We start from the raw sequence: 26,558 nt of genomic DNA, 5'->3' as shown, positions 1-26,558 counted from the left end.
TCTATGCAGAGGCAAGGGTATTTTTATCAAATTGAATCGTAAAACCTTGAATTCCCCCACCTGTGTAACATTCTTTAAAGCGATTGATTACCTCAGTATAGATTATCACAGATGAGCTTGTTGGCTTAATGCTAAATGTAAATTCCAATGGTAATCGGTTTTCAGATTTAGCATGTACTAGTCGTATCGATATTTCAGTTGTTTTGAGTTTTCTCTGACGAAGTTTTGAAGTTGCTGTTTCAACGATTCCATGTAAAAATCTTTCAAGCATTTCAATATCATTACATCCTTTGCTACGGATTTCTGAAAATTGTACTGTATTTTTTTCTTGTTTCATTTTAATCCCTCCAATCCACCCGCGGAATGACCACCGATAAGTTTACTGCGTTCAATATTTCTGGAACCTTCAGTTAGGACGGTTCCTTTTTGTATGGCTAAAAAACCAAACTGTTCTCTGACAACATCAATAGCTGTCTGAAGTCTATTATCTTTTTCAATTTGTTCTACATCATCAAAGAGTGATAGTAGAGTATAGCTTTCATCTACGAAGCCACTATAAGATACACCAATTTGTCTCACTGCACCAGAGGTGTATTTTTTCGGAATAATACAAGTACATGACTCACCATTGTTTTGGGGAGATTTGCGGGTTCAATTTTATTCTGAGCATTTATAGATTTTTTCATCTCAGTCCTAGAATAGCCAATATGAATAGAAACGACAGTAGTCAATACTAGGGCTACTGTTCCGTTCCACAGTATCATTTAAAAATCATTTTCACACCCTTTCGTCTATTAGTATAGAAGAAAGCTCTCAGCACATGCGGAAATGCTTCCTTTAATACTTTTGCATATGGCTTTGAAACTATAGCTTTCATATTTTCATCAGCATCTTTACTGAATTGAATCTTTTTAGAATGTTCAAGCTGAGTTCTATGAGCTTCATCAGAAAAACATATAATGTTCTGACGGTCATTGATAAGCCCGATTTTATCATCTTCACGGTCGCAGAATTTCTGAATTGTGCAGATATAGAAACCACCGCTTTGTCTTGCACAGAGTTCCTGTCTTAACTGTGCTCTGTTTTTAACAACAGATACTTCACCAAGATTTAAGAATTCTTTACTTTTGGTAAATAGCTTTGCACCCTGCTTTTGTAATTCTTCTCGATCAACGATAAGAATAATTGTCGGCGAGCCTACTTGAGGAATATTAGAACAACGAAGTGCAAGCTGCCTGGCAAGAAAAGCCATTGTATATGTTTTACCACAGCCAGTTGCTCCAAAATATGTACCACCTTTACCATTTCCGGTAGCGATAGAATTAACAATGCTTTGCTTTAATAATTTTGCAGCAAAAAACTGCGGATATCTACATACAATTTCAACTTCGGCACTGTCATAAATACTATCTTGGAAATAAATATAATCTCTAAAAATCTCTAAAAATCTTACAGGGGAATATACACCCTTAACCATTGTTTCAGTTTCAGCAAATGGAAGCGTAGAAACTTTATCATCATCATTCACACGTCTCCAAGCATAGAAATGCTCGTAAGGAGTGCGAACAGTTCCCAGCCGTGTCTTCACGCCGTCGGAAATACAGGCAAGAGGACAGTAACGCAATAAATGAGGAATATCTCTCCAATAACGAATATTAATCTGTTCCCACGCATTATACACTTTTGCATTGGCATCAGCCGGATTTTTAAGTTCGACAACACATAATGGCATACCGTTAACAAACAACAGCACATCAGGTCTGCGATTTTCCTTCTGTCCATTGTTTGTATATTCTACAGTAAGCTGATTGACAACGCGGAAGATATTCTTATCAGGGTTTTCAAAGTCGATAAGAGGTACCATCTTTGCCAAACCATTTTGCGGCGTAAACTGAATACCATCAACCATCCAACCATAGACTTTATGTAAGGTGGCAAAATCACTTTCAGCACCAACAAGACGAACATTATCAAAAACTTGTGTTACTTCATCTTCTGTAAGTTCCGGATTCGTCTCGGCAATGAATTTTTTAAAATCCTCGGCAATCAACACATCTCTTTTGTTGTTGCGGTTTATATGATTGCCGGCGATATAATTCCAGCCTTCAGCTTCCAAGAATCCAATGAAGGCATACTCATACTCTGATTCACAGTAGCGGCCGTTATATTCATTTAACTTTGCCATGGATTATGCCTCCTTTGAGTTGATTCCTTCTTCGATAGAGCCTTTAATTAAAATAGGGCAAATATCTTTGATTTGGGATTTTAGTTTTTCGTTGATGACTTGACGCTGTTTGTAGACGGTATAAATATCAACGATGGATCGCTGGATTGGTAGTGGCGGGACTGGAATACGCACATTTTGCATATCTTCAAATGAAAAATTTTCTCGTGCGGAACCCCATGAATGAAATCGTGCATAACGATCGAACTCTTTTCTACAAAAGAATAAATTCAAATAGTTAGGAAGCAGTTTTTTCTCATCTGTCTGCATAACTGTTGCTATGGGACTAACTAAATAGGTTTCTTGAGATTCATTAATCGCTAAAGATAGCTTGTCCGCTCTACGTGATGTATCTGAAATAAAAGCAATCATATTAGGCTCAACTTTTTTATAGCTATCTACTGAAACACCGTTCATGTTAGCCTTTGTAGCAATAAATTCCTTACTAGTCGCTATGCCGCGTACGGAAGTTGCTATAAGACCTAACTCATTTTTTTGAGAATATTCCTGGATATATTTCCCAATTTTTTCACACGGCATTTTGCGGCGTAAATCTTCAATATAAGCATCACAAGTTAATTTCAAATCTTCCAAGCCACGCTCGTAGGCTTTTTGATTGGCCACCATGGCATTGTAGACATTCACATACTTTTGCTGGATGGCAAGAGGCGGCAAGTCGATATCCATATCGCACATATCATCCCAGCTGAATGTTTCTCTAGCTGATCCCCATGAATTAAAACGCGAATAGCGGTCAAATTCCGGACGGTTGAAATATATAAATAAAAAATCAGATAAAAGCAAGTTGTTCTTCTTAATTGTAAAAACAGTATAAATTGAAGAAACAAGAATTGCTCCTTCTGATTTTTTATAGGCGATTGCAATTTTATCCCCACGTCTAGACGTATCTGCAACATAAGCAAATTGATTCGTGCCAACTATTTTATATGAATTAACACTTACACCATTCATATTTGCTTTGGTTTCAATGAATTTTTTGTTTGTGGAAATACCCCTTACGTCGTCTACTGACAGCAATCCATGGCTATTTCTTTCATCACATTGCTCAATCAGTTCGCCCAGCTTATATCTACTCAATCCCATAGCCGATCCCCCTGAAGGCGTCCTCAATCATCTTTTGCGACTCTTTTTCCTCACGCAAAAGATCTTTCATCTCGGCTTGAATGCGTGCCATTTCTTTGTCATAATCAATATCTAAATCATGGTCGATAAACTCGATATATTTACTTGGCGTGAGAGCCCATTCCTTGCTTTCAATTTCTGCCATCCCGACACTGCGGTAAAGCTCAGGTGCGGCATAATTATTGCCGTCTGTGCCTTCACTTTGCCAAGTGTGGTAAATATCGGCAGCACGCTGAATCTGTTCGGCACTAAGGCGTACTTTTTTCTTGTTTTCACCTTTGACAGCATTCTCCGTCCAAGTGCGTAAATCCATGAATAAAATTTCATGCTCTCGGTTGCGAAGATTTCTATCGTGGTATTTTCCGCCTTTTTTATTCTGATTTAAAATCCAAAGTGTTACGCTGATATCCGTTGTAATAAACAGTTCTCGTGGAAGAACAATAATTGCTTCCACCTTATCTTTTTGAATCAGTCTTTTACGAATTTCTAATGTATCGCTGTCGTTTAATGCACCGTTAGCAAGCAGGAATCCAGCAACACCGTTAGAAGGTTTTAAGTGTGATAGTATATGTAAAATCCACGCATAGTTGGCATTGCTTTCAGGCGGTGTGCCATAATCTGCCCAGCGAGGATCATTCTTTAGATTTTCATCATACCAGCCTTTAAGATTGAAAGGCGGATTTGCCATAATGTAGTTGAAATATAATCCCTTGTGTAAATCATGGGTAAATGAAGAATCATTTGTGCCACCAAGGTTATGGCTAATACCACGAAGTGCCAAATTCATCTTTGCAAGACGATAAGTTGCAGCTTCCTTTTCCTGACCATAAACATTAATACTATTAAGATTACCCTGCTTTGATTTCACAAGTTCGGCACTTTGAATGAACATACCTCCACTGCCGCATGCAGGATCGTAAAGTCTACCTTCAAACGGTTCAATCATAGCTGCAATAAGCTTAACTACATCGTGAGGAGTATAAAATTCTCCTTCTTCTTTTGTTGCATTAACTGCGAACTCTTTAAGGAAATATTCATACACATAGCCGATTAAATCTTTTTCCTTACCAAAAGCCTTGTGGCTGATTTTATTAACTTCATCAACAATTTTCTTGATGTCATTAGCTGCTAAATTACGGGTAGTAAATGTACCTTTTATAAAGCAACCTTTAAGCTGAGGATCTTCCGCTTCAAGTTTGCTTAATGCAGTGTCTAGTGCAACATTGAGTTTTGGAGCTGGTGTGTTGATGATGGTTGACCATCTTGCTTCTACAGGAAGGTTGTATGTTCCATCTGCAAAAGTAGCATCATCAAAGAATGCGGCTCTGATGTTTTCATCATCAGGGTCTAGTCCCGCTCAATTAAAGTCTTACGGAGTGATTCGATGCCGTCTTCGTATTTCTCACCGATAAAACGCAAGAATACAAGTGTGAGCATCATATCTCTTTTTTCAAAAAATGAGCCAGAATTTCGTGCTGCACGTAAGTAATCTCTACAATTGAAAAGTATACTATCTATATTTAATGCCTTTTCAGCAGTTTCCTTTTTTGCCATTACTTTTCATCCTCCGCTATAAATTCCAAAATATCGTTGGGCGTGCAGTGTAAAGCCGTGCATATGCCTTCCACTTTTTCCAGTGATATATACTGCCCAGTGCGTAGTTTCGTAATAATGTTGGCGGAAATATTGCTCATTCTCATTAAGTCCTGATTGGAAATATCTTCTTCAATCATGCGATGTAATAGTTTTTTGTAACTAACAGCCATAATTCCCTCCTTATTTTAATAATTAAACATTATCACGATTCTGTGAGTATATCAACGATATAAAGAGTTAGCCGCTTAGGAATATAGCAGATTAAAAAGTCTCCTTTGCTATTCATTCAAGGCAAATGCCTAATGAATGCTTAGGAGATTTTTATTATCAAAAAATTTTTCTAAAACCGTCAGATTACACCCTCTTTCATGGCTACCAAGTAGAAGGTCAAAAAAACTTTTAAGACAGGTTAAAAAGTCGGCTTTTTCTTTTGCCTGTGATGTAGAAGGGATAAGCCTTCTAGAAAAGGAGGATCAAATATGGATCTAGAGAAACTGCCAAAAGCACTAAAGAACAAGAATATCTTTTGTTCATGGAAGTACGAGCAGCAAGAAAACGGTAGGCTCACTAAGCCGCCTTATAATCCCATAACGGGAAAGAAAGCAGCTACAGACAACTTAAGCGATTTTACCTCGCTTGATGCCGCCTTGAACGTCAAAGACCAATACGACGGGATTGGGATAAAGCTTGTTGATAATCTCTTAGGTATCGATTTAGACCACTGTATCGATAATGGAATCATTAAAGATTGGGCAAAAGAGATTATTGCCCATTTCAAGCACGCTTATATCGAATACAGTCCAAGTAAGCATGGTTTTCATATCCTACTTCTGTTTAATGGCGCATACGATAAAAAGTCTTATTACATCAAGCACGGGGATATTGAGGTTTACAGCGCTCTAGCTACGAATCGCTATCTAACAGTTACGGGCGACGTGTATCAGGAAGGCGAGCTTTTAGAAGACGATGCAGCCATCATGTGGCTTTTAGACACGTACATGAAGCGAAACATAAACACTCATGAAAAAGAAAATAACGCGTGTGCAAGCTCGTATTTAAGCGATACAGCTGTTATTGAAAAAGCTGGCAACGCCATAAATGGAGCTAAATTTACAGCACTTTGGCATGGTGACATTTCGGCTTACCCTTCTCATAGCGAAGCAGATGCCGCGCTTGTGTCTATTCTTGCCTTTTACTGTGGCGGTAACAAGGAGCAAATAGACCGACTTTTTCGTAAGTCTGCTTTATTCCGTCCTAAGTGGGATGAACACCGTGGCGCGGATACTTATGGCAACACAACCATTCAGAAAGCTGTTTCTAAATGTCATACCTTCTATGAGCCTTTCCATAATGCAAGTGCTGAGGAAGACTTTGATGATCTCTTATCTAAATTACAGGAACTAAAGCCTGATGAAAATATACGATATCGCAACGGTGATTTAGGTAATGGCAGATTGTTTGCTGATATTTTCCAAAACATTCTGCACTATGTACCGGAGCGCAAAATGTGGTTCATCTTCGATGGTGTACGTTGGACTTGCGATATTGGAACGCTTAAAACGATGGAACTATGCAAGGATTTAGCTCTTTCTCTTATACGTTATGCTGGTGTCATTAAAGACGAGAGAACCCGTTCCATGCTTGTTGAGTATTGGAACAAATGGAGCAGCCGTCGTAACCGTGAGATTTATATCAAGGAAGCTCAAAGCGTTTACCCCATTTCGATGGAAGCGTTCGATAAGAACATTTATCTATTTAACTGCCAAAACGGAACTTTAGACCTTCAGCACGGTGTATTTCGCAAGCACTTAGCAACAGATCTTATTACCAAAGTATCACCTGTGTTTTATGACCCGAAGGCAAGAAGTGAACGTTTTCGCCAGTTTGTCGATGAAATTATGAGCGGAGATTGTGAGAAAGCCTTGTATCTTCAAAAGTCATTAGGCTATGCGTTAAGCGGTGATACACGCTATGAGTGCATGTTCTTTCTTTTTGGAGAAAGCACAAGAAACGGTAAAGGCACACTCATGGAAAGCGTTCTGTCTGTGATGGGCGATTACGGAAAAGCGGTACGCGCGGAAACCATTGCTCTAAAGAAGAACCCTAATAGCTCACAGCCGACCGAGGATGTAGCACGCCTTGCCGGTGTTCGCTTTGCCAATATATCTGAGCCGAGCCGAGGACTATTCCTTAATTCAGCCCAAGTTAAATACATGACGGGAAGTGATACCTTAAACGCTCGATTCCTGCATGAGAACAGTTTTGACTTTAAACCACAGTTCAAACTGTACGTGAACACCAATTATCTGCCCGTCATCAGCGATATGACAGTGTTTAGTAGCGACCGCATGCAGATTATTCCCTTTAACAGGCATTTTGAAGCGTGGGAACAGGATAAAACCTTAAAGGCGGAGTTTTCTAAAAAAGAGGTGCAAAGTGCCATTTTAAACTGGCTTCTTGAAGGCTTTACCCACCTCCGAGATGAAGGCTTTAAGCCGCCTAATAGCGTTCTTGATGCCATTTTTAGTTATGCCCACGACAGTGACAAGATGGCACAGTTTGCTGAAGATATACTCGTTAAAGACCAGAGCTCTGAGATTCGAACGGCAGTTGTATACGACCACTACAAGAAGTGGTGCATTGATAACGGCTGTTTTTCTGAGAACAGCAGAAACTTCAATCAGGAATTAAGAAAATTTGCCGAGGTTGTAAGAAAGCGTCCCAATACAGGCGGAGAAAAAACCACGCTTCTTAAAGGCTACAGGCTTAAAAGTGAGTTTAGCGATTTTTTAAGTGGCAACTAGTGGCAGTTAATAACCTATATCCCCATATAACCCTATAAGGCAATAACGAAATTTAACTGCCACATCATGCCACGTTTAAGGAGGTGGTGCCTATGATTGCGTAATTCGTATCGCAAACCTGTGTTGAGCATGAAGAAGAAATACTATCATGCACAAATCAAAATACTGAAATGATTTCAGCTTTTTGACAACATTGAAGAAAGAAAACCTGCCTAGGTACTGTGCTGTTAGAAATTTATTCGCATACTACTTTCTGAACCTAACCCCCTAGGGGGGGTCAAATCTCTAAAGAGTACCCCTTCGGGAACGGGCGCAGGGTCTTGCGTGCAAAAACAGCGAATTCAAAAGGGTAAATGGGCAAAATCAAGCAAATTACTGCAGCAATTGCAGAAAACAGTAATGAAAGGAACTAACGATTATGATTAACAGAGATATTGAAAAAGAAATGAAACTAGCAAGTCAGGACTACCACAGCACGTTTTGGAACGTATTGCGCAATGCAAATGGTAATGCGAATAATATTGAAAGAAAACTGCGCCACCATTATACGGATGCCTATGATTTGCCGACTTCTTCTCTAGCAAAACTCGAAGCAAAACTTGCAAACAAAAGTAATCTTAGAAAACTGTGTACAGTGGTAAAAGCACACTCGCAAGCAAGTAAATTGTTCATCTATGAAGCCTCACCGTTCACCAAATGGATGAAAGATTATGACACAAGCATCATGACGTATATGCCTATTAAAGATGGCTTTAAGCGTATTGATGTAACGGAGTATACCCTAGTTAACCTCATTCGTTTGGGTACGGATTTTGCAGCTGACCTTGACTTTGATATCGAAGAGTTCATAACAAGCGAACTGACGAAGCAGTTCACATTGAATGAGTCGGAAGCTTTTATAAATGGTGATGGGATAACTAAGCCGACAGGAATTTTATCAGATACATCAGGTGCTGAGGTTGCTGTGCAAGCAAAAGAGATTTCCGCAGATGCCATCAAACGTTTATTCTTCTCGCTAGATAGTAAGTATCGAGAAAATGCCACGTGGCTTATGAATGATGAAACTGCTCTTTATCTTCAAACCTTAAAGGACACTACCGGATCATACATCCTACCTGATTTTGATGGCAACTTAATGGGCAGACCTGTGGTCATTGACAATGCCATGCCTTCTTCTCAAAAGGGAGCAAAAGTTATCGCTTTTGGTGATTTTTCCAACTATTGGATTATCGAACGCCATAACCCAACCATCAAGGTTCTAAACGAAATATTTTCTCTTATGGACCAGATAGGTTACCTCTCTTTTGAGTATTTGGATGGAAAACTGGTACATCCTGAAGCAATTAAACTATTGCAACTTTCTTAAACAAAGAGGTCAAAATGCATGGATGAACAAATTAGGGATACACCGGTAAAAACCGAAGTGTTAAGAATCGGAAATACTGAATTTACGGTTCACTCTCTTGAAAGCAAGAGTGCTCAGAAAGGTGTCAAAGACCTAATCAAGCACCTTATTTTAAGCAATTTAAACCATGTAATAGAAGCTAAATAACTTGATAAATTCTGAGTTATACGGGAATATATACTGACCGCTTGAAGGCTGTCGGAAAGGAGGAAAACAGATGAATAAACTAAATAGACAGCCTTCTTATACTCTAGATAATGTAGGCAAGATAACGGCACTTTACTGCCGTTTATCCAAAGACGATGAATTACAAGGTGACAGCAATTCCATCATCAATCAAAAGAGCATGCTGAAAAAGTATGCCGAGGATAATCATTTCAACAATCTTATGTTCTTTGTAGACGATGGCTACTCGGGTACTAATTTCCAGCGACCTGATTGGCTTAAATTAACTGCTCTCATTGACGAAGGAAAGATTGGAACCATTATCGTCAAGGACATGTCACGCTTGGGTAGAGATTATCTGCAAGTTGGTATGTATACAGAGATGGTATTCCCTAACGCTGATATTCGCTTTATTGCAATAAATAACGGCGTAGATAGCAATAATCAGTCAGACAACGACATGACACCTTTCATCAACATCTTCAATGAGTTTTATGCTAAAGACACAAGCAGAAAAATAAAAGCTGTGTTTAAAGCAAAAGGACAAAGTGGGAAGCCGCTCTGCATCAATCCTCCTTATGGGTATCTTAAGGATCCTGAAGATAAAAATCATTGGATTGTAGATGAAGAAGCTGCCAGTGTAGTGCGTGAAATCTTTAGACTCTGCGTTAATGGGTATGGGCCTAGCCAGATTGCCAATGAGCTAATCAAAAGGAATATTCCAACACCTTCTGAGCATTTTTTCTCTCTTGGTATTAAAATTCCTTCCGCGAAATCGGAGATTAAGGGAGTCTGGAATCAAAAAACTATCTCTAATATGCTTGAAAAGCAAGAATATCTTGGGCATACGGTCAATTTCAAAACAAGAAAGAAATCGTACAAGTGCAAGAAAACATTATTGAATCCCAAAGAAGACTGGCTAATTTTCAAAAACACACACGAAGCAATTATTGACCAGGAAACTTTTGACATAGTTCAACGTATAAGAGATGGTAGACGAGTGCGTGCCAATCTTGGAGAAATGCCAGTGTTATCAGGAATGCTATTTTGTGCGGATTGTGGTAACAAGCTTTATCAGGTTCGAGGAAAAGATTGGAGCCATGATAAAGAATACTTTGTCTGTGCTACCTATCGTAAGCAAAAAGGCAAATGCTCATCACATCAAATTAGAAATATTCAGATCGAAGCAATACTGCTTCACGAGCTACGAATGATTACTTCATTTGCCAAACAGCACGAAGAAGAGTTCGTGGGACTTGTGATGAAGAAAAGCGAGAAAGAACTAACCCAAAAGTTAAAGTCCTCTAATAGGGAACTCGAGCAAGCAAAAGCAAGAATTAGCAAACTTGACACAATTGTTCAGCATCTCTATGAAGACAACTTAGACGGTAAAATTTCTGATGAACGATTTAAGAGCATGTCTGAGTCCTACGACAAGGAACAAGCTGAACTGAAAAGCAAGATTGAATCCCTTGAAGCCTTTATTTCTAAAGCGCAAGAGGAATGTCTCAACGTGGATTCTTTCTTGAAATTAGTACGACAATACACAGATATACAAGAACTTAATGCAGAGATCATTCGAACCTTTGTAGATAAGATTTATGTTGAAAAATCTGAAAAGGTAGCAGGTACAAGAACCAAGAAACAAACCATATGGATACAGTGGAATTACATAGGTGCAGTTGATATTCCACTGCATAAGTAAAATCGGCGTAGCCGGTAGTAATACCGATTACGCCGATAATTTTTTAGGAATTAAATCCCTAAGTGAATGCCCCCAATTCATCCACCCTTATTTTATTAGAGGGTGATGCTGGTACCGGAAAAACAGTTTTACTTAGTGATTTGTTCTATAAAATTTGTAACAAGCTAAGCAAAATAAAAAACCAATCACTACAATACAATTATGAGGATATTGAAGAAGGAAACGACGAAGAAGATTATGATTATGAATATAAGCAATTTTCAACTATTAATAGTAGGAAAACTGCTTGCATAATTGTAAATCATAAAGAACAAGTGAATGTATACAATCAAATAGCAACAAAATTACGTTTACAAAAAAATAATGATGAACTTGTTATGCTACCTTCCCAGTTTATTAATCGTTTTAGCGAACAAACAGAACAAGGACGTGGCATTATTGACAGACCAAAACGTTGCTGTGATGTAGCTCTTATTGATGAGGCTCATTTACTGAATACACAAGCTAATCAGGCTTACTCTGGTTCAAATATGTTGTCTGATATTTTATGTAGATCTCGAGTTGTTATCGCAGCTTTTGATCCTAATCAAATTTTACAAAGTAACCAGCGTTGGAATTCCGAAGATTTAGAAAAATTATTGGGAACAGATTACAAGGATAAGAATTCTTTCAAAAATGATGATGATTGTGGAGAATTATTATTAAATGCTTCAATAAGTGTGAGTGTTCGTCGTTTCATTCTTGAAAATCAGATGCGTATGAGAGCTAATGAAAATGTTCTCGAATGGATTAAAAATTTTGTATACAATGGTTGTATTGATACTCTTCCAGTATGTCGTAATTATGAAACAAAAAAAGAAGATTCAAATACTGACAATAAACCTTTTGATTTCAAAGTATTTGATTCGCCCATTAAGCTATTTAATGCTATTAAGTCTAAATCTGAAGAAAAAGCTTCTGGGTGCGATGGACACGGATTATCGCGTATTGTTGCAACATACGATTGGGAGTATAAGAGCAATAAGAATAATCCTAATGCTGTAAATGGTACTTGGAATGTAGATTTACATTGTGATAGTAATGGACAATGGCATATGGGACTTGGAGAATATTCTATTGCCAGTAGTTCCGAGTTAGAAATTTTGGAACGAGAAGGGAAAGTTTTTAGTCATCCGTGGAATTATCAATTGTCATCATTAGATAGTCCGAAGCATTCACGTTCAATAAAGGAAACAAAAAAATCATGGGCGGAACAGCCTCATACCATAAATGAGATTGGATCTACATTTACCATTCAAGGCTTTGATCTAAATTATGCTGGTGTAATAATTGGGCCATCAGTGCAGTATCGTGATGGTAAAGTTGTTTTTTGCCCGGAAAATAGCCGAAACGATAAAGCAACTAATAAAAGGCACACTAAAGATTTATCAGGAAAAAAGAAAATTGCGTTAGACTATTCAATTGATAATCTTAAAAATGAGCTTAATGTGTTATTAAAACGAGGAGTTAATGGACTCTATATTTTTGCTGTAGATGCGGAATTAGAAAAAGCATTATTAGAGGCTCAGTGTAAGCGTAATTCATTGATTTGAGCTACCTGCTTATGTAACAGAATCTTCTGGCAACTTTTATCCACAATTGCGTGGAAAAATGAGGTTGTAGGTCAAAAATGTTTGTGTGTGTAGGTAAGTCAAAAGTGTATAAGGTTACGCCTGGATATTCTGTATTGCAATCCACAGCTCAAACACCGTTACTAACTCAGTCAACTATCTGAGAAAGTAACGGTAATAAGCAAAACACCGTTAAAAACTCAGCTAACAAACTGAGAAAGTAACGGTGTTTGAAGATTGCTACGTACTGCTTTCTGAATCAACCTGCTTAAAGCCGCAGCGCGCTAAGCTTTTTAGAGATAGCCTTCACTAAGTACGCAAAACAGCCTAAAGTACGCAAAATATCTAAACCAACAACGGAAAGTCATAATCTGAATAGTGATTAAACTTTTGCTTTCATTTGCTTGCATATGCTTGCAACTATTTTGTAAAATGAGGGCAGAAAGGACGCCAACACAATGACAAACACGAACGCTGTATATGCAAGAATCGACACAAATCTTAAAGAAAACGCTGAAAGCATATTGAACCAGCTTGGAATAACTCCATCTTCAGCAATCCAAATGCTTTACAGCCAAATCGTTTTACAAAAAGGTATGCCATTTGAACTCCGCTTGCCAGTTAATACGCCTACTGCTTTAGGTAGCTTAACAAGAGCCGAGTTGGATAAAGAATTACAAAAAGGCATCGACTCTATTTCAACTGGCAAATCTTATAGTGAAGATGAAGTAGACCAATTCTTCGCTAAGGAATACGGCGTATGAGCACAACCTATAGCGTCATTTATTCTCCGCAAGCGTTCCTGGATCTCACTGGGCTATACGAATACATTCGCTTTAATTTACAAGTTCCAAAAACGGCGGAAAAACAAGTCAACCGCATTAAGCATGCTATACGTTCTCTTAACACTATGTCTATGCGATATCCGCTTGTTGATTGGGAGCCGTGGCGTTCTAAAGAAATACGCAGAGTTCCAGTCGACAACTACACAGCTTTTTACTTCGTAGATGAAGATAAATGTAGCGTAATGGTTGTTCGTATCTTTTATGCAGGCAGAAACATTGAAAATATTATCAACAACGAATAATGGAAATTCGACAATATGTGACATATCTTTCTAAAAGCACAATGTAACGTTTTATATGGTCAAAATCATGACTTGGTGCCAATGAACTTTTTGAACATATCTAGATAAATGTAAGGATAGAAAGCAACTCAAGCAGTGTGGCGTTTATTTTTTGTTTGTCAAGAATGATGATGAGGAGGATGAAGTATATATTGGGCAAGCTGGTATTAGGAAAAATGGTGAAGGTGTTCTTTTTAGAGTTAATGAACACCTAAAAGACGGTTTTTACTTTAGTGAAGCGGTTATGTTTACGACTAGTGACAATTCTTGGGGGCCAATGGAAATAAGTTATCTTGAAAACAAATTTACTAACCTTGCTATTGATACTGATCGTTACAAAGTAAGGAATGGTAATGATCCTAACCCTGGTAATGTGACGGAAGAAAAAGAGGCGGAGTTAGAGGTTTATGTTGAGCAGTTTAAGATGATGCTTGGTGTTTTAGGCTATAAGATTTTTGTACCTTTAGTAAAAACGCAAGTATCTGTAGTTGAAGAGCAAGACGATAATGAACTGTTATTAAGTCTTTCTCGAAAGATTAAGCGATCGCATAAAACCATAGAAGCACATTGCAAACGAACGAACGAGGGATTTGTAGTATTGGCAAGAAGCCAGATTGAAGAAACAGATTCTGATGCTATCCCAGATACCATAAAAGAGCTAAGACAGCGGTGCAAACAAAATAACGAAATTAAAGACGGTGAGCTCACCAAGAATTATTTATTTATTTATTTATTTATTTATTTATTTATTTATTTATTTAAGAGTCCATCTTATGCCGCTTCATTTGTTTTAGGAATGACAACAAACGGTAAGACCGAGTGGAAAACGGAAGATGGCAAATCGCTTAAAACGTTAGAAGAGGAAAGTGTTCCTAGATTGATGCGTACTGCATAACGATTGATATGCAAGAACACCTGCATAGCCTTTGAAATCAAGTCTTTCTGGCACCGAAGTGGTGTGCAGAGGTCTTATTTTGCCTTCGATTTTCGACCTGCTTTTTCCGGGTCGGTCGGAGGGATGTTCGCGGCTCTCATTTTGCATACGTTCATAACGATAAATCCGTCCCGTAACGATACACAAAAGCTATCGTTATGCGGGGTGTGCATATTGTCGATAGCGTCGAATATCGCCGTATTCCCTTGACTTTTCTGCCTTTCAGAGTGATTTATATACAGTACACCTTGAAGGAGGAATTTCAATGCTTGAAAAGGAAGTCGGCTACCGGCTGGCGAAGTGGCTGCTCCTCAATATGAAAAGGGCTTCATTATACGGCTGATGAGTTGCGCCTTGCCTGGATCAAGGTAGCCGGGCACTATGGAACCGCCGTTCCTTGAGTTCGAGAATTTGGACGGAAAAATCGGAGACTAGGTGATCGTGGATGCTAGATAGAATTGGCACTCAGCTACGATCGGGTGTTTTTTGTGATGTACAAAAAATAAGCCTATATGCTATAATGAGTAGCACAATTTGTGTTGCTAATTAACGGATGATTGTAAAAAGCTGCGGAGGCTAAGTAAATACGATGATAAAAAACAATCTTGAAGTTGATCTTAAGGTCAAATGCATTGAAGCCGGAATGACGCAAGCACAGCTTGGCGAAGCTTCAGGTACTACAGGTCAATATGTGAATCGGCTCATCAAAAAAGGTGATTCCCTAATCAATAAGACTTTCGTGAAACTCATGGAAACACTGGGATACGACATTCAGCTGACCTATGTAAAGCGAGATGAATTGTAATTTTATTATATAATTTTGCAGAAAAAACAGAGGTATCCATATGAATCCTGATTCTAAACTGTTAGGTGTCATCGAGCCGATTCGATTTCTTCCTTTTGATATTGGATGCGAAATTGATGATAGCATTAAGCAAAAGATTCAAATTGAATTGAATCAAAACTTCCAGCTTATTGCGGAGGATGGAAACGTAGTTCGTCTTCTTAAGACTAATTCTGAATATTTTTTGTTTGGATATCGTGTTTCAGAGACGATAGACTTGTATATTTATCGATATGGAATAGCTGTATTTGTAATAAGAGGCGAGATATATTCGATTACAGATGGCAATTATGCCACTGATTATTGTTCTAATAGGAAATATAAGCACGCTTCTTATTTGGCTTCAGAAAATAAAAACACGCCGATTCTTAAAAAAATAGCTGCTCGTTTGAGAAATATTGTGCAAGCGGTATGTTTTAACTTGCGGAGATCAGCAAGAGAAGATTGGGAATTCGGTGGATTTTCTTATGTTATGACAATTAGTATTATCACAAAGACAGATGGCAACCTTGTATATGGAGAAATGGATGATATTGATAAAGCTAATTTGCAAATAATGCTTGAGCCAAGTCTTGCCAATAAGGAGGACTCACTTATTTTTTCTTGCTATAAGGAGTCAGTTGATGATATATGTCAAATAGATTTGAAAAATTTAAATCCGCCAAAGAACTTGCTAAATAGTGCAAATAGATCCATATATATTAGCTGGGCAGCGGTTCTGTTCTATACGGAAGAACCGGATAAGAGTATAGAGCAGATGCTCACAGCTTTGGAAATTGATCTGCAAGCTATGTGGATGAATGTATATTGCATGTACGACAATTTAGTCAAAGGGACTACAGCAAGAAAAATGAAAGTTTCTAAACTTAGGCAAAAACTGTTTAGTTTTCAAAAGCTGTTAAATGAGTTTCAGCAATTATCAGATTCCACTTTACCTGCATATGTTCTTCGTATAAGAGAGGAATTGATTCGTACAAGTGGCATAGAAAAATACGTTCAGAATTTCAAGGAAGAAATGGAATTCCTTATTGCTAAAACAGAAAGCATCACTGCTGAAAAGCAGAAAAAATACAGCTGGTTGAACGAGTTCCTGCTTTTCCTCATCGCTTTCATTCAAATTGCACCAATGCTCTATGATGCTCTGGTACATGGTCTTCCGGATTTGCAATTGTTACCGGTAATCGTGATGAGCTTAATTATTGTGATTGCGGCAGTCATACTTATTAAAAAGAATTAGAAGGAGAAAACAATGAAAAAGATTTTGATACTTGTTGATATGCAAAACGGTTTTACGAGATATCCTCAGACGAAAGATTTAGCTGAAAGAATTAAAGGGCTGCTTGAAAAAAAGCTGTTCGATGTCGTTATCGCTACACAATTTATCAATGAAAAAAACAGTATATATGAGAAAATATTCAATTGGCATCGGCTTGAAAACGAAGAAGAACGTTCCCTTTTCCCCACGCTCGTTCCGTATCTAGATGAAGTTGTAACAAAATATGTATATACATGTATCTCTCCGAATTTTTTGCAACGTTTGTGCCAACTGAACGATGGAAAATATCCGGAGCAGATTTTTGTAGCTGGAGCTGATACAGATTGCTGTGTCTTAAAGATAGCAACCGATTTATTTGAACACAACATCCGTCCGGTTGTATTAACAAGATACTGTGATTCCAATGGCGGAGAGGCTTTTCACCAAGCAGGAATATTATGTATGAAACGTCTGATAGGAGAACATCAATTGAGGGATAATGAGATTTTGTCAGTACAAGATCTTGAGAGTTTATAGTAATCCAGTCAACCATTTTAAAATGGTTGACTGCTATGTTTAATCGACAAGTTGCACCAAGTATCAAATCAAAATTTGCCATGCTCTTACTCCGTAACGGTGCATACGGTATCGTTATGAGTGGTGTGCAAAAATACACGCGGTGGTGTTAATTGTTAAGGGTGTAGAAATTATGCTCCATTGTATTGTATCAATTTAGAAACGGCAACCAAAATGGAAATCTAAATCTAAATACGTTATGTGTAAATAATTAAGGTGGTAGTAATACCGTCTTTTTTGATGTCTAAAAAGGTTTCAGAGTTTAGAAGGAAAGTTTCATTGTATCCAAATGAGTAAGAAACTAGCCCCAACATACATGCCTCAAGATTTGCGCAAAGCTCACGACGAGCTAGATAAAATAGTAGACGTTGCTTTTGGCGCTACAAAGCCTTGCTCTAATAATGACGAGCGACTAGAAATTCTCTTCAAATCCTATATTCGCATGACTAAGGAATGAATTTAATATAAACAAACTGCATAAAATGCAAAAGCAAATCTGTAGTTTCTACAAGTCAGGATTTATATTAAAAGAGGTGTTGATTGCTGTTAGCAGAGAGTCACCGGTTTGCGTGACTCTCTAGCATATTTACATTAGAAAATGTCGTTTTGTATACGATGCTTCATTGGGAAATATACACCACTGTTACAAATAATATCGTCAATTATATGAGCTGTTTTTAATACTGCTTTATCTCCACGAGAAAGTTGAGATGATTCCAATGATTTATCAATCATTGCAGCGCGCGAAGCGATAAATAATGCCATATCAATCATTTGCAATCCAAAGTATTGTTTTGAATCTTCCCAATGGAATGGCATCACAATATGAGAAAGATTTGAATTATAAAAACCCTCTGTATTACCATTCTTTTGGTATTGCTTAATACGACCTTCATGTGCCTCAGGATCAGCCACTTTATCAGCAATAATAGTTATATCAGTTTTATATGATTCAGCAATAAAATTAACTCGCTCGAGACAATATTGAAGCGCAACATCATGAGGTGTATGAGCATGTTCTTTATATCGTTGTTTTAATTCATCAGCAGCAACACCGCGAATAATGACTTTTGCACATGATTTTGCCAAAATGCGCATTGCAGATCTATAAATACCAGTGGATTGTGTATATAGCCCATTCATGCATTTCCAATCACCTTTGAACTGGAACATACAATGACCATGAAATTCAACATTCTTTGGAACATTAAATTTTTGTATAACGCTTTCTTTTAATTTTGCAAGCTCATGTTCTATAAATTCTTTTTGCTGCTCATCAACAATTAACGCACCAATATAATATATATCTCCGCCAATTTTTCTATCTACAGGCGAATGAGATTCATCAATATAAGCAGTTAGCATGTCGTTATTATCGCATATTAGTATTTCAACCATCAAGTTAGAAAAATAATGTGCATAACTCATATAAATTACTGTTCTATTTACTACAAATTGTTGCATAAAATAGTAGCAATATTAGAAACAACTTCATATTCGTGCTAAAATATTGCGAATATTCTTCTAATTATTTAATAATTGTGTTTATAACATGTTTTTTATATTAAAAAACTATTAATACAACACATAGTCATAAAATTTGTAAAAATAACCAAATTTGTATATGCTTGTATATACGACAAGCTCACTTCACTATAGGGAGTGTTGATTGCTGTTAGCAGAGGGTCACCAATTTTGTGTGACCCTCTAGCATTTTCATTATTCTGAAACAAAATGCAGTTGAATTGTGAATCTTCTGGCGCCTTTATCCACAATTACATAGAAAAATGTTTGTGTGTGTAGGTAAGCCAAAAAGTGTATAAGGTTACGCCTGGATATTCTGTATTGCAATCCACAGCCCAAACACCGTTAAATTCTCAGTCAAGCAGCTGAGAAAGTAACAGCGCTTGGCATCTTCACTGACGACGCCAAACATTAGTTTTAACATTAGAAAATTACACTTACCAATAAGATTAAAAATCAAATCGCAAAAGCATAACGTGACGTAACCAGCAAAATGAAATAATATATGACCTACAACAAATATATTTTTTCTTTATCAACACATATTTGCGAAGTACGATTGTAGATTTGAGTTATATCATCCATTTTTTCCACAAACATTTTTGTTTCCGGATCACGCAAAAACAGCAAACTCCTTCACTGCTTTTGCTACCATTGCATTAGCATTTTCATGTAATCCGTTTCCTTTATCTTGTAAAAACTCATCAACAGAACCATCTTTAACTAAAGGAATACCACCAATTAACTTACCAACAGCCATACCAGCAGTACCTATAGCTTTCACAACGTTGACTTCTACTTCCGAATTACCAAGTTTTTCTAAATATAAAGAGCTTTTTTCAAATTTTTCACAGTAGTCATCAGACAATTTCTTTATCTCATTTTCTGCATTAGTAATGTAATCTTCCGCAAAATTGCCACTTAACATTATTTCCATCAAAGATGATAGAGAGAAAATATACAACGACAATCTGTAATACTTAAACTTTTTCCCTAAATCAGATAACGTCGAATTTACGTCACTTTTAGACACAATAAACTTCTTTGACAGAAGAATATCAGTAATCTTTTTCTGATAAGCAATAATGTTCTTTCTAGCACGATTCTTAATATCGATAACAAGATTATGATTATTCGTAACAGAAATTTCATTATCCCAACTGCACTTATAAGTAGAAGCAATCCCCATCAATGACTCAACATCTGCCTCAATCTGTGACTCATTCTCAACTTCCATAAAGGTAAGTATCTTTTCCTGCGTCTCTTTAATCTTTTTCATATCTTTTTCAATAGAATAAATAGCCACAGCCATCATTAAAAGAGCAGGATTAAACGGAAGTGCTGTTTTCATAGAACCTTGCAAAGACTCCATCTTTGAAATCTGCATCATTCTAGAACCACCGTCAGCTTTTCTTAACGATCCCCATAGATTCCCATTTTTTGCGTATTTTAGAGTATCACCTGCAGCTTTATTAGCAATCTTATAAAGACCATCCGCAGGAATGCTTATTGTTTGAGTAACTGTATTACATGCAGGAATTAATGACGATAACACAGATCCAAAATTCAATAATTCAGATACGGGAACACTTAATACTTTATTGTTGTTCTTAGTAAAATCTTTAACATCCACAAGAAGTTTTTCAGTAAAATCTACTAACACATTTTCACTGTTACTTGCCGAAAGCTCACTACTATTACCCATGAGAACAATACTATATGAAATATTATCTGAAAGAAAATTATACTTCTATTTTTCTTACTCGCTTGAATACTATGAAACTTTGCAAACAATATTATCGAAATTAAATCCAATGGAAAGCAGACTTGACATTTACTCTCGAAACAATTATCTTATATGTAAAGCTAGCTTTCCATTAGGAAGGAGAATGTAATGTGAAAAATAGACTTGAACAAATTAGAAAAGAAAAAGGAATAACACAAGAAGAACTTGCAGACGCACTTGAAGTATCAAGACAAACAGTCGGCTCTTTGGAAAATGGAAGATATAACCCATCAATCATATTGGCATACAAAATTGCCAAGTACTTTGATTTAACAATCGAAGAAATATTTATCTACGAGGAAGATAAAAAATGAAAAAACAGAAAACCCAAAATTTTTGGTATATAGGATATGTAATAGGATTTTGCGGACTAATTCTTGCACTGACTCTTAAGCTGAACGAATCCGTAGAAATTGTACTGTCAGTTGTTTTTGTTGCAACTATCTCACTTTCACACGTAAAAATCATGCACTATAAGATGATGGAAAAAGACCACAACTACAAAATAAATGTGAACGATGAAAGAAACGAGAAAATCAAAGATAAAGTAAATGCAACAATGGCATTCATACTGATGCACCTAATGGGAATAATTGCCATAATTGCATTTATCACAAAAGCATATTTACCAGCTGCTCTTCTAGCTATTTCGATCGCATTTTCTCCATTAATCATGTTTTTTATCAACAAATATTATGAGAAAAAATATTAAAACCAGACCCACCCACCCATTTACTACTTATCACGCAACTTACCAACTTGCGTAAACTCCTTATCCCCAATAAGGAACTTTTTTATTCTCAAAGTTGCATCAGGCAAGGCAAATGAAAATGACCTTTACACTTGGATTAAAAACCACCAAGCCTAATGCTCCAACATTCCGAAGCATTTTTAGAATATGCCAAACTCTACTTCGTGCGATTGGTCAAAGTAGCGGACATAAAGCACCACAACAGTATTACTTCACTACAGCTTTTCCATTCAAACAATGCACAGCATAGTGAGCACATCCACCTGTTTTGCGCCCAAAATTATTACAACTAAGATTAGCTTTATGCTTATCACAAACTTCAGCCACGCCATTCTCACAAACTACTTCAAGACATGCACCCTTGGTAATTTCTCCCTCTAAAACACTCGTACCATTTAACGTATCCACCATGCAAGAAGCAACAACCTTAACATTATGCGCCACAGCAGAACCATTAAGACACTTTAGAAAAACATCATTCGCCTGAACATTCCTTGCTTCCACCCTGCCGTTATAAACTTCCGCATAAATCTTGTCAGCTTTAATATCCGTTACTAATACTTGATTCGACTCAGCTTCAATCTCACAAAAATCAACATTCTCCGGCAACGTAACAATGACCTCAGGACTGCCTTTAGCAAGCCACTTAAGCCAGTAAAAATACGACACTTTTTCTGTTTGAACGAGCTTTATACCATCTTGATTTTCTTCAATCCCAAACACGTCTTTTTCACAATTAACATAACTAATACTAAAAGAATCAGCCCTTCTAACCGTTAAGCTAACATCTTTAGTTTTTGCTACAAACTTCCTACTATTCACCACTTGAACAACTCCCTTGTTAAATATCTGGGTTATAGGCCAAAATCAAAAAACACAGCTTGGTCCGCATTGTTAAGAGGCGCGTCGGGTACTGTTACTTACGTATGCTACACCAATGAGAGTATTTTATTAAATCTTTCAAACTAGCACAAATTTTTTCTTTCTAACAAGATTATTTAGTCTTACACTCACCTTTATGAACACAAACAAATGTCAGAACGAAAACGCAACTTATCACCGCGCACTAAATATCTTGCCCTTTATGACTTGATGACATGTATTTCGCACACCGCGCTTTCCAATCATCTTCACTGATGCCGCCAAACATCTGAACAAAATCGGCTCCGAAAGTCACTTATTTCTTTCCGAGCCTCCACGCTTTGAGCACTACTTCTATTACTCCGTAAGTCAATGCGGCCAACGGCCAAACAATCCAACTTTTTCCCCAATCGGACGTGATGAAACTGTAGGCTAAATAAATGAGGATAATTATAAGCCAGTAAGCTTGGAGCAATAACCTAATCTTTGCAGGATAGACAATCTTTTTCTTCGGTTGCAGCAAACGGTAATAGGACGAGCGAACAATATTTGCCTGTACGAATAAGTAAACAGCTGCTGCCACCAGGACAATAGCGATAATTACAAAAAAGCCGGATGGAAGTTGATAAAATTTCGGCATTGTATCCGAAATTATAAGAAAAATAAAGGCAACCATACATAAAACGACACCGCTGACCGTCCGCAGCACATACGACGGCATGAACCGTTCCAAGCGTTCTTTGAGCACACTGTCAACGCCGTAAGCCGTTTCAAAGTCTTCTTTTTCCAAATATTGATAACGCTTTTCGTGGAAACTCTGAATAATAAAAATAACTACAGCTACAGTGATAATCGCAACGCTGAATGCTAAGCTCATAGTTTTACAGACTTGCGCATTTACTGTGTGAGAAAGCAAAAGATCACTGCCAATCAACGGGATTGCCGCCAGAACACAAAGAAGAACGCCTAGAGCAACATAGGCGGCAAATGATATTCTGTGAGCAATATAAGCGGAGGCTTCTTCCAGCTCAATTACCCGCATGCGAACGCCGGCTTCTTCCTGGCAGGCATTTCCATCTGCGTCGATGTTCTTCCCCATAACATCAATTTCATCTTTTACCAGAAGATCTGTACTAACACCAAACAAACGGCTCAATGCAATTATCCGTTCCATATCCGGGATACTTTGTGCGCCTTCCCATTTGGAAACAGCTTGGCGACTGACGCCCAATTTGTCCGCCAATTCTTCCTGCGACCAACCGTTTTGTTTACGCAGTTCCAATATTTTATCTGCTAAAATCATAAAAACATCTCCATTTCAAACTCGAATTCATCATGATCATGGTGAAATTATATCTGAAACAGCAGTTGCGTAGTAGCAAGTGCGATTGGCAATTTCCGTTGAAAGCGCAATTTCTGCCGACAAATGAGCGCAACTGGCACAGCTGCCAATGTTATGTGCAATGCGTCTGACACATCTGCTAAGTAATTTATACGTTTTATAAAATTTTTGTGTTCAAACAAAAAGCCCGGTTGCGTTAACTTCCGGGCTTTTAGTATATTCAAGTTTAGTTATTGCGTAACTTTACTTATTTTCGCTGCTATCTTCTTTAGTTTTGGTATCTTCAGATTTATTTTCTTCAGTATTACTACTTTCAGTATTGTTTTCTTCAGATTTATTCTCTTCAGATTTACTACTTTCGTCAGTGACAACAGCAGTAGTGTCATAAGTATCGAACTTTTCGCTCTTAAAAGTAAACTCTCCCAGCAAACCTTCGCCTTCAGCGCCTACTATTATGCGCTCTCCATCAGTTAAATCACCAAGAAGAATCTTCTCAGAAACAGCATCTTCAATATCTCTTTGGATGACTCGACGTAATGGACGAGCACCAAGAAGAGGATCGAAGCCTTTCTGAGCCAACAGATCTTTCGCTGAATCGGTAAGCTCAAGAGACATATGACGTTCAAAAAGACGATCGTTAAGAAGCTTAACGTCCATGTCAACGATCTGACGTACCTCTGGTTCTGTAAGCTGACGGAATACAATAGTGTCGTCCAAGCGATTCAGGAACTCAGGGCGGAAATGACGCTTAAGTTCAGAATTAACCTGATCTTTCATACGCTGGTATGTTGAATCGGAGTTATTTCCAAGCGTAAAGCCAGTAGTCGCAGCCTTAGCAATATCGCGCGTACCGAGATTAGTTGTCAAGATAATAATAGTGTTCTTGAAATCAACTTTTCGTCCCTGACCGTCTGTTAGATGACCGTCATCCAACACTTGCAAAAGCGTGTTGAAAATATCTGGGTGCGCTTTTTCGATTTCATCGAAGAGAACAACAGAGAATGGCTTCCTTCGGACTTTTTCAGTAAGTTCGCCGCCTTCCTCATATCCAACATATCCAGGAGGTGCACCGAAAAGTCTTGAAGCGGCATACTTTTCGGCAAACTCAGACATATCTACTCGAATCAAAGCATCATCGTCATCGAATAAGAATTGTGCCAAAGTTTTTGCAAGCTCAGTTTTACCAACGCCAGTAGGGCCGGCAAAAATAAATGAGCCTGAAGGACGTTTTGGATCTTTCAAACCAACTCGTGCGCGTCTGATAGAACGAGCCAAAGCAGATACTGCCTCATCCTGGCCAACTATACGCTTATGCAGCTCAGCTTCCATACCAAGCAGCTTCTTAGATTCTGCCTGCGTGAGCTTAACAACAGGAATGCCAGTGGTATTTGATACTACAGATGCTATAACATCCTCATCAACTACCATGCGTACATCGGACTCGCCTTCTCGCCAAGCCTGCTCTTTTTCTTTGCGCTCATTCTCAAGTTTTTCTTGAGATTCTCGCAAATCAGCAGCCTGTTCAAAGTCTTGATTCTTAATAGCTTCGTCTTTTTGTTCAGAAACTTTAGAAATCTTGTGGTCAAGTTCTTTAAGCTCAGGTGGTTCCGTTAAACGCTTAATACGAAGTCTAGCTCCTGCCTCATCAATAAGATCAATAGCTTTGTCTGGCAAATTACGATCTTGAATATATCGCGATGACATTTCTGCAGCAGCTTGCAATGCACTGTCTGTAATCGTTACGTGATGGTGGTTTTCGTAGCGTTCACGCAATCCCTTAAGAATTTCAATAGTTTCAGCTATTGAAGGCTCCGGTACCTGAATAGGTTGGAAACGACGCTCAAGTGCAGCATCTTTTTCAATATACTTGCGATACTCGTCTGTAGTAGTTGCGCCGATTGTTTGTAGTTCTCCACGTGCAAGCATAGGTTTTAGCATATCGGAAGCTCCGAGAGCACCATCTGCAGATCCTGCGCCCACAATAGTGTGTATTTCGTCAATGAACAGAACGATATCTCCACGTGTTTTGATTTCTTTAAGAACTTTCTTAAGACGCTCTTCGAAATCACCGCGATATCGTGAACCTGCAACCATGGAACCTAAGTCTAAAGAATAGACTTGCTTATTTTTAAGTGTTTCAGGTACGTCCCCTGCAACAATTTTTTGGGCTAATCCTTCAACTACTGCAGTTTTACCAACGCCAGGTTCTCCAATAAGTACAGGATTGTTTTTTGTTCGTCTAGAAAGAACAACCATTACTCGTTCAATTTCTCTAGAGCGACCTATAACAGGATCAAGTTTTCCTTGTTCTGCTTCTGTAGTTAAATTACGCCCAAACTGATCGAGTAACGCTGAACCTGATTGGTTACGTTTATCTTGAACTCCGCCTGCATTCGCAAGCTCTCCCTTTGAAGAATCGTCTGGAGATCCGCTGTTTCCGCGAATTAAATCTATTGTAGTGCTACGCAAGTCTCCTAAATCAACTTCCATTTTGATCAAGACTTGAGTGCCAATTCCTTCGCCTTCGCGAATAAGGCCAAGCAGTATATGCTCAGTGCCTATATAGCTGTGGCCTAACTGTAATGCTTCACGTAAGCTTAGTTCCAACACTTGCTTTGCATGTGGGGTAAAAGGAATGTGTCCGCTAGGAGATACTGTACCCTTGCCTATCATTTCTTCTATTTGCTTGCGCGTGCCATCAAGTTCAACCCCTTTTGAACTTAGTGCTTTTGCAGCAATTCCTTCGCCTTCGCGAATAAGGCCAAGCAGTATATGCTCAGTGCCAATGTAATTATGCTGAAGTGCGCGTGCTTCTTCTTGAGCTAACACAATCACACGTCGAGCACGATCAGTAAAGCGTTCAAACATAAATTGCCTTCCGTTCTTTTCTTTCGTTCCATGTTAACG

General features: G+C 38.0%; 25 protein-coding genes and 1 pseudogene. 14 read left to right on the top strand and 12 right to left on the bottom strand.

The features are described from left to right. Position 1: 1 nt before the first annotated feature. The 7 genes from ACNEUN_RS03725 to ACNEUN_RS03695 all read right to left on the bottom strand — a co-directional run bounded on the left by ACNEUN_RS03725 (position 2) and on the right by ACNEUN_RS03695 (position 5,133). Entirely contained in the window at positions 2–337 is a 336-nt protein-coding gene (locus tag ACNEUN_RS03725; RefSeq protein WP_000806926.1) for a DinB/UmuC family translesion DNA polymerase, read from the bottom strand. Further along, the gene (locus tag ACNEUN_RS03720; protein ID WP_001813542.1) at positions 334–579 is read right to left on the bottom strand and encodes a hypothetical protein; all 246 of its coding nucleotides are present in this window, start codon (positions 577–579) and stop codon (positions 334–336) included. The genes ACNEUN_RS03725 and ACNEUN_RS03720 overlap by 4 nt, the downstream gene beginning before the upstream one ends. 181 nt (positions 580–760) lie before the next feature. Beyond that, a complete protein-coding gene (locus ACNEUN_RS03715) occupies positions 761–2,185 on the bottom strand; it encodes a type I restriction endonuclease (RefSeq protein WP_463630929.1) in 1,425 nt (474 codons plus the stop codon). 3 nt (positions 2,186–2,188) lie between these two features. Beyond that, positions 2,189–3,328, bottom strand: coding sequence for a restriction endonuclease subunit S (locus tag ACNEUN_RS03710; protein WP_463630927.1), 1,140 nt, complete (start codon positions 3,326–3,328; stop codon positions 2,189–2,191). Next, a complete protein-coding gene (locus ACNEUN_RS03705) occupies positions 3,315–4,409 on the bottom strand; it encodes an N-6 DNA methylase (RefSeq protein ID WP_463630925.1) in 1,095 nt (364 codons plus the stop codon). The genes ACNEUN_RS03710 and ACNEUN_RS03705 overlap by 14 nt, the downstream gene beginning before the upstream one ends. Before the next feature lie 305 nt (positions 4,410–4,714). Beyond that, positions 4,715–4,921, bottom strand: a complete 207-nt coding sequence (locus ACNEUN_RS03700; protein WP_463630924.1) for a hypothetical protein — start codon at positions 4,919–4,921, stop codon at positions 4,715–4,717. Beyond that, a complete protein-coding gene (locus tag ACNEUN_RS03695) occupies positions 4,921–5,133 on the bottom strand; it encodes a helix-turn-helix domain-containing protein (RefSeq protein ID WP_004121956.1) in 213 nt (70 codons plus the stop codon). Before ACNEUN_RS03695 ends, ACNEUN_RS03700 begins: the two co-directional genes overlap by 1 nt. 309 nt (positions 5,134–5,442) lie before the next feature. Here ACNEUN_RS03695 and ACNEUN_RS03690 point away from each other — a divergent pair, with 309 nt between their 5' ends. From ACNEUN_RS03690 to ACNEUN_RS03635, 12 genes and pseudogenes are all read left to right on the top strand, one after another. Beyond that, entirely contained in the window at positions 5,443–7,767 is a 2,325-nt protein-coding gene (locus ACNEUN_RS03690; RefSeq protein ID WP_463630921.1) for a phage/plasmid primase, P4 family, read from the top strand. Positions 7,768–8,185: 418 nt separating this feature from the next. Next, positions 8,186–9,133, top strand: coding sequence for a phage major capsid protein (locus tag ACNEUN_RS03685; RefSeq protein WP_250309539.1), 948 nt, complete (start codon positions 8,186–8,188; stop codon positions 9,131–9,133). 18 nt (positions 9,134–9,151) lie between these two features. Continuing rightward, a complete protein-coding gene (locus ACNEUN_RS03680) occupies positions 9,152–9,319 on the top strand; it encodes a hypothetical protein (RefSeq protein ID WP_194251715.1) in 168 nt (55 codons plus the stop codon). A gap of 70 nt (positions 9,320–9,389) precedes the next feature. Next, positions 9,390–11,042 (top strand): recombinase family protein, encoded by a 1,653-nt coding sequence (locus ACNEUN_RS03675; RefSeq protein WP_250309538.1) that lies wholly within the window; start codon positions 9,390–9,392, stop codon positions 11,040–11,042. A 74-nt stretch (positions 11,043–11,116) separates the two neighbouring features. Beyond that, positions 11,117–12,634: pseudogene (locus tag ACNEUN_RS03670) on the top strand (DNA/RNA helicase domain-containing protein); the annotation flags it as partial. 476 nt (positions 12,635–13,110) lie between these two features. Next, entirely contained in the window at positions 13,111–13,416 is a 306-nt protein-coding gene (locus ACNEUN_RS03665) for a type II toxin-antitoxin system RelB/DinJ family antitoxin (protein ID WP_463630919.1), read from the top strand. Continuing rightward, a complete protein-coding gene (locus ACNEUN_RS03660; RefSeq protein ID WP_463630917.1) occupies positions 13,413–13,739 on the top strand; it encodes a type II toxin-antitoxin system RelE/ParE family toxin in 327 nt (108 codons plus the stop codon). The genes ACNEUN_RS03665 and ACNEUN_RS03660 overlap by 4 nt, the downstream gene beginning before the upstream one ends. A 151-nt stretch (positions 13,740–13,890) precedes the next feature. After that, on the top strand, positions 13,891–14,673 hold the full coding sequence (locus ACNEUN_RS03655; RefSeq protein WP_463630915.1) for a GIY-YIG nuclease family protein: 783 nt from the start codon (positions 13,891–13,893) through the stop codon (positions 14,671–14,673). Between the two features lie 628 nt (positions 14,674–15,301). Further along, positions 15,302–15,517 carry a helix-turn-helix domain-containing protein gene (locus ACNEUN_RS03650; protein ID WP_463630913.1) on the top strand — a complete coding sequence of 72 codons (216 nt, stop codon included), beginning with the start codon at positions 15,302–15,304 and terminating at the stop codon, positions 15,515–15,517. Positions 15,518–15,557: 40 nt separating this feature from the next. Next, complete coding sequence (locus tag ACNEUN_RS03645; protein ID WP_463630911.1) at positions 15,558–16,793, top strand: hypothetical protein; 1,236 nt, start codon at positions 15,558–15,560, stop codon at positions 16,791–16,793. A gap of 12 nt (positions 16,794–16,805) precedes the next feature. Further along, positions 16,806–17,348 (top strand): isochorismatase family protein, encoded by a 543-nt coding sequence (locus ACNEUN_RS03640; RefSeq protein ID WP_463630909.1) that lies wholly within the window; start codon positions 16,806–16,808, stop codon positions 17,346–17,348. Between the two features lie 328 nt (positions 17,349–17,676). Then, the gene (locus ACNEUN_RS03635) at positions 17,677–17,844 is read left to right on the top strand and encodes a type IIL restriction-modification enzyme MmeI (RefSeq protein WP_463630908.1); all 168 of its coding nucleotides are present in this window, start codon (positions 17,677–17,679) and stop codon (positions 17,842–17,844) included. 134 nt (positions 17,845–17,978) lie between these two features. On the opposite strand, the gene ACNEUN_RS03630 is transcribed toward ACNEUN_RS03635, so the two are convergent. Together ACNEUN_RS03630 and ACNEUN_RS03625 are read right to left on the bottom strand one after the other, a co-directional pair. Continuing rightward, positions 17,979–18,815, bottom strand: coding sequence for a DUF3800 domain-containing protein (locus tag ACNEUN_RS03630; RefSeq protein ID WP_463630906.1), 837 nt, complete (start codon positions 18,813–18,815; stop codon positions 17,979–17,981). A gap of 709 nt (positions 18,816–19,524) precedes the next feature. Next, the gene (locus tag ACNEUN_RS03625; RefSeq protein WP_463630904.1) at positions 19,525–20,616 is read right to left on the bottom strand and encodes a hypothetical protein; all 1,092 of its coding nucleotides are present in this window, start codon (positions 20,614–20,616) and stop codon (positions 19,525–19,527) included. A gap of 191 nt (positions 20,617–20,807) precedes the next feature. Here ACNEUN_RS03625 and ACNEUN_RS03620 point away from each other — a divergent pair, with 191 nt between their 5' ends. Next, a complete protein-coding gene (locus ACNEUN_RS03620) occupies positions 20,808–21,011 on the top strand; it encodes a helix-turn-helix transcriptional regulator (protein WP_004134772.1) in 204 nt (67 codons plus the stop codon). Beyond that, a complete protein-coding gene (locus ACNEUN_RS03615; protein WP_427876945.1) occupies positions 21,008–21,409 on the top strand; it encodes a DUF2178 domain-containing protein in 402 nt (133 codons plus the stop codon). The genes ACNEUN_RS03620 and ACNEUN_RS03615 overlap by 4 nt, the downstream gene beginning before the upstream one ends. 246 nt (positions 21,410–21,655) lie before the next feature. On the opposite strand, the gene ACNEUN_RS03610 is transcribed toward ACNEUN_RS03615, so the two are convergent. From ACNEUN_RS03610 to ACNEUN_RS03600, 3 genes are all read right to left on the bottom strand, one after another. Continuing rightward, positions 21,656–22,273 (bottom strand): DUF4097 family beta strand repeat-containing protein, encoded by a 618-nt coding sequence (locus ACNEUN_RS03610; protein WP_463630902.1) that lies wholly within the window; start codon positions 22,271–22,273, stop codon positions 21,656–21,658. 352 nt (positions 22,274–22,625) lie between these two features. After that, on the bottom strand, positions 22,626–23,612 hold the full coding sequence (locus tag ACNEUN_RS03605) for a helix-turn-helix domain-containing protein (RefSeq protein WP_463630900.1): 987 nt from the start codon (positions 23,610–23,612) through the stop codon (positions 22,626–22,628). Between the two features lie 282 nt (positions 23,613–23,894). Further along, on the bottom strand, positions 23,895–26,519 hold the full coding sequence (locus ACNEUN_RS03600; RefSeq protein ID WP_463630899.1) for an ATP-dependent Clp protease ATP-binding subunit: 2,625 nt from the start codon (positions 26,517–26,519) through the stop codon (positions 23,895–23,897). Positions 26,520–26,558: the final 39 nt, after the last annotated feature.

Source organism: Gardnerella sp. C0684A1 (genome assembly GCF_055326835.1).
This window is presented reverse-complemented; position numbering and strand designations above follow the sequence as displayed.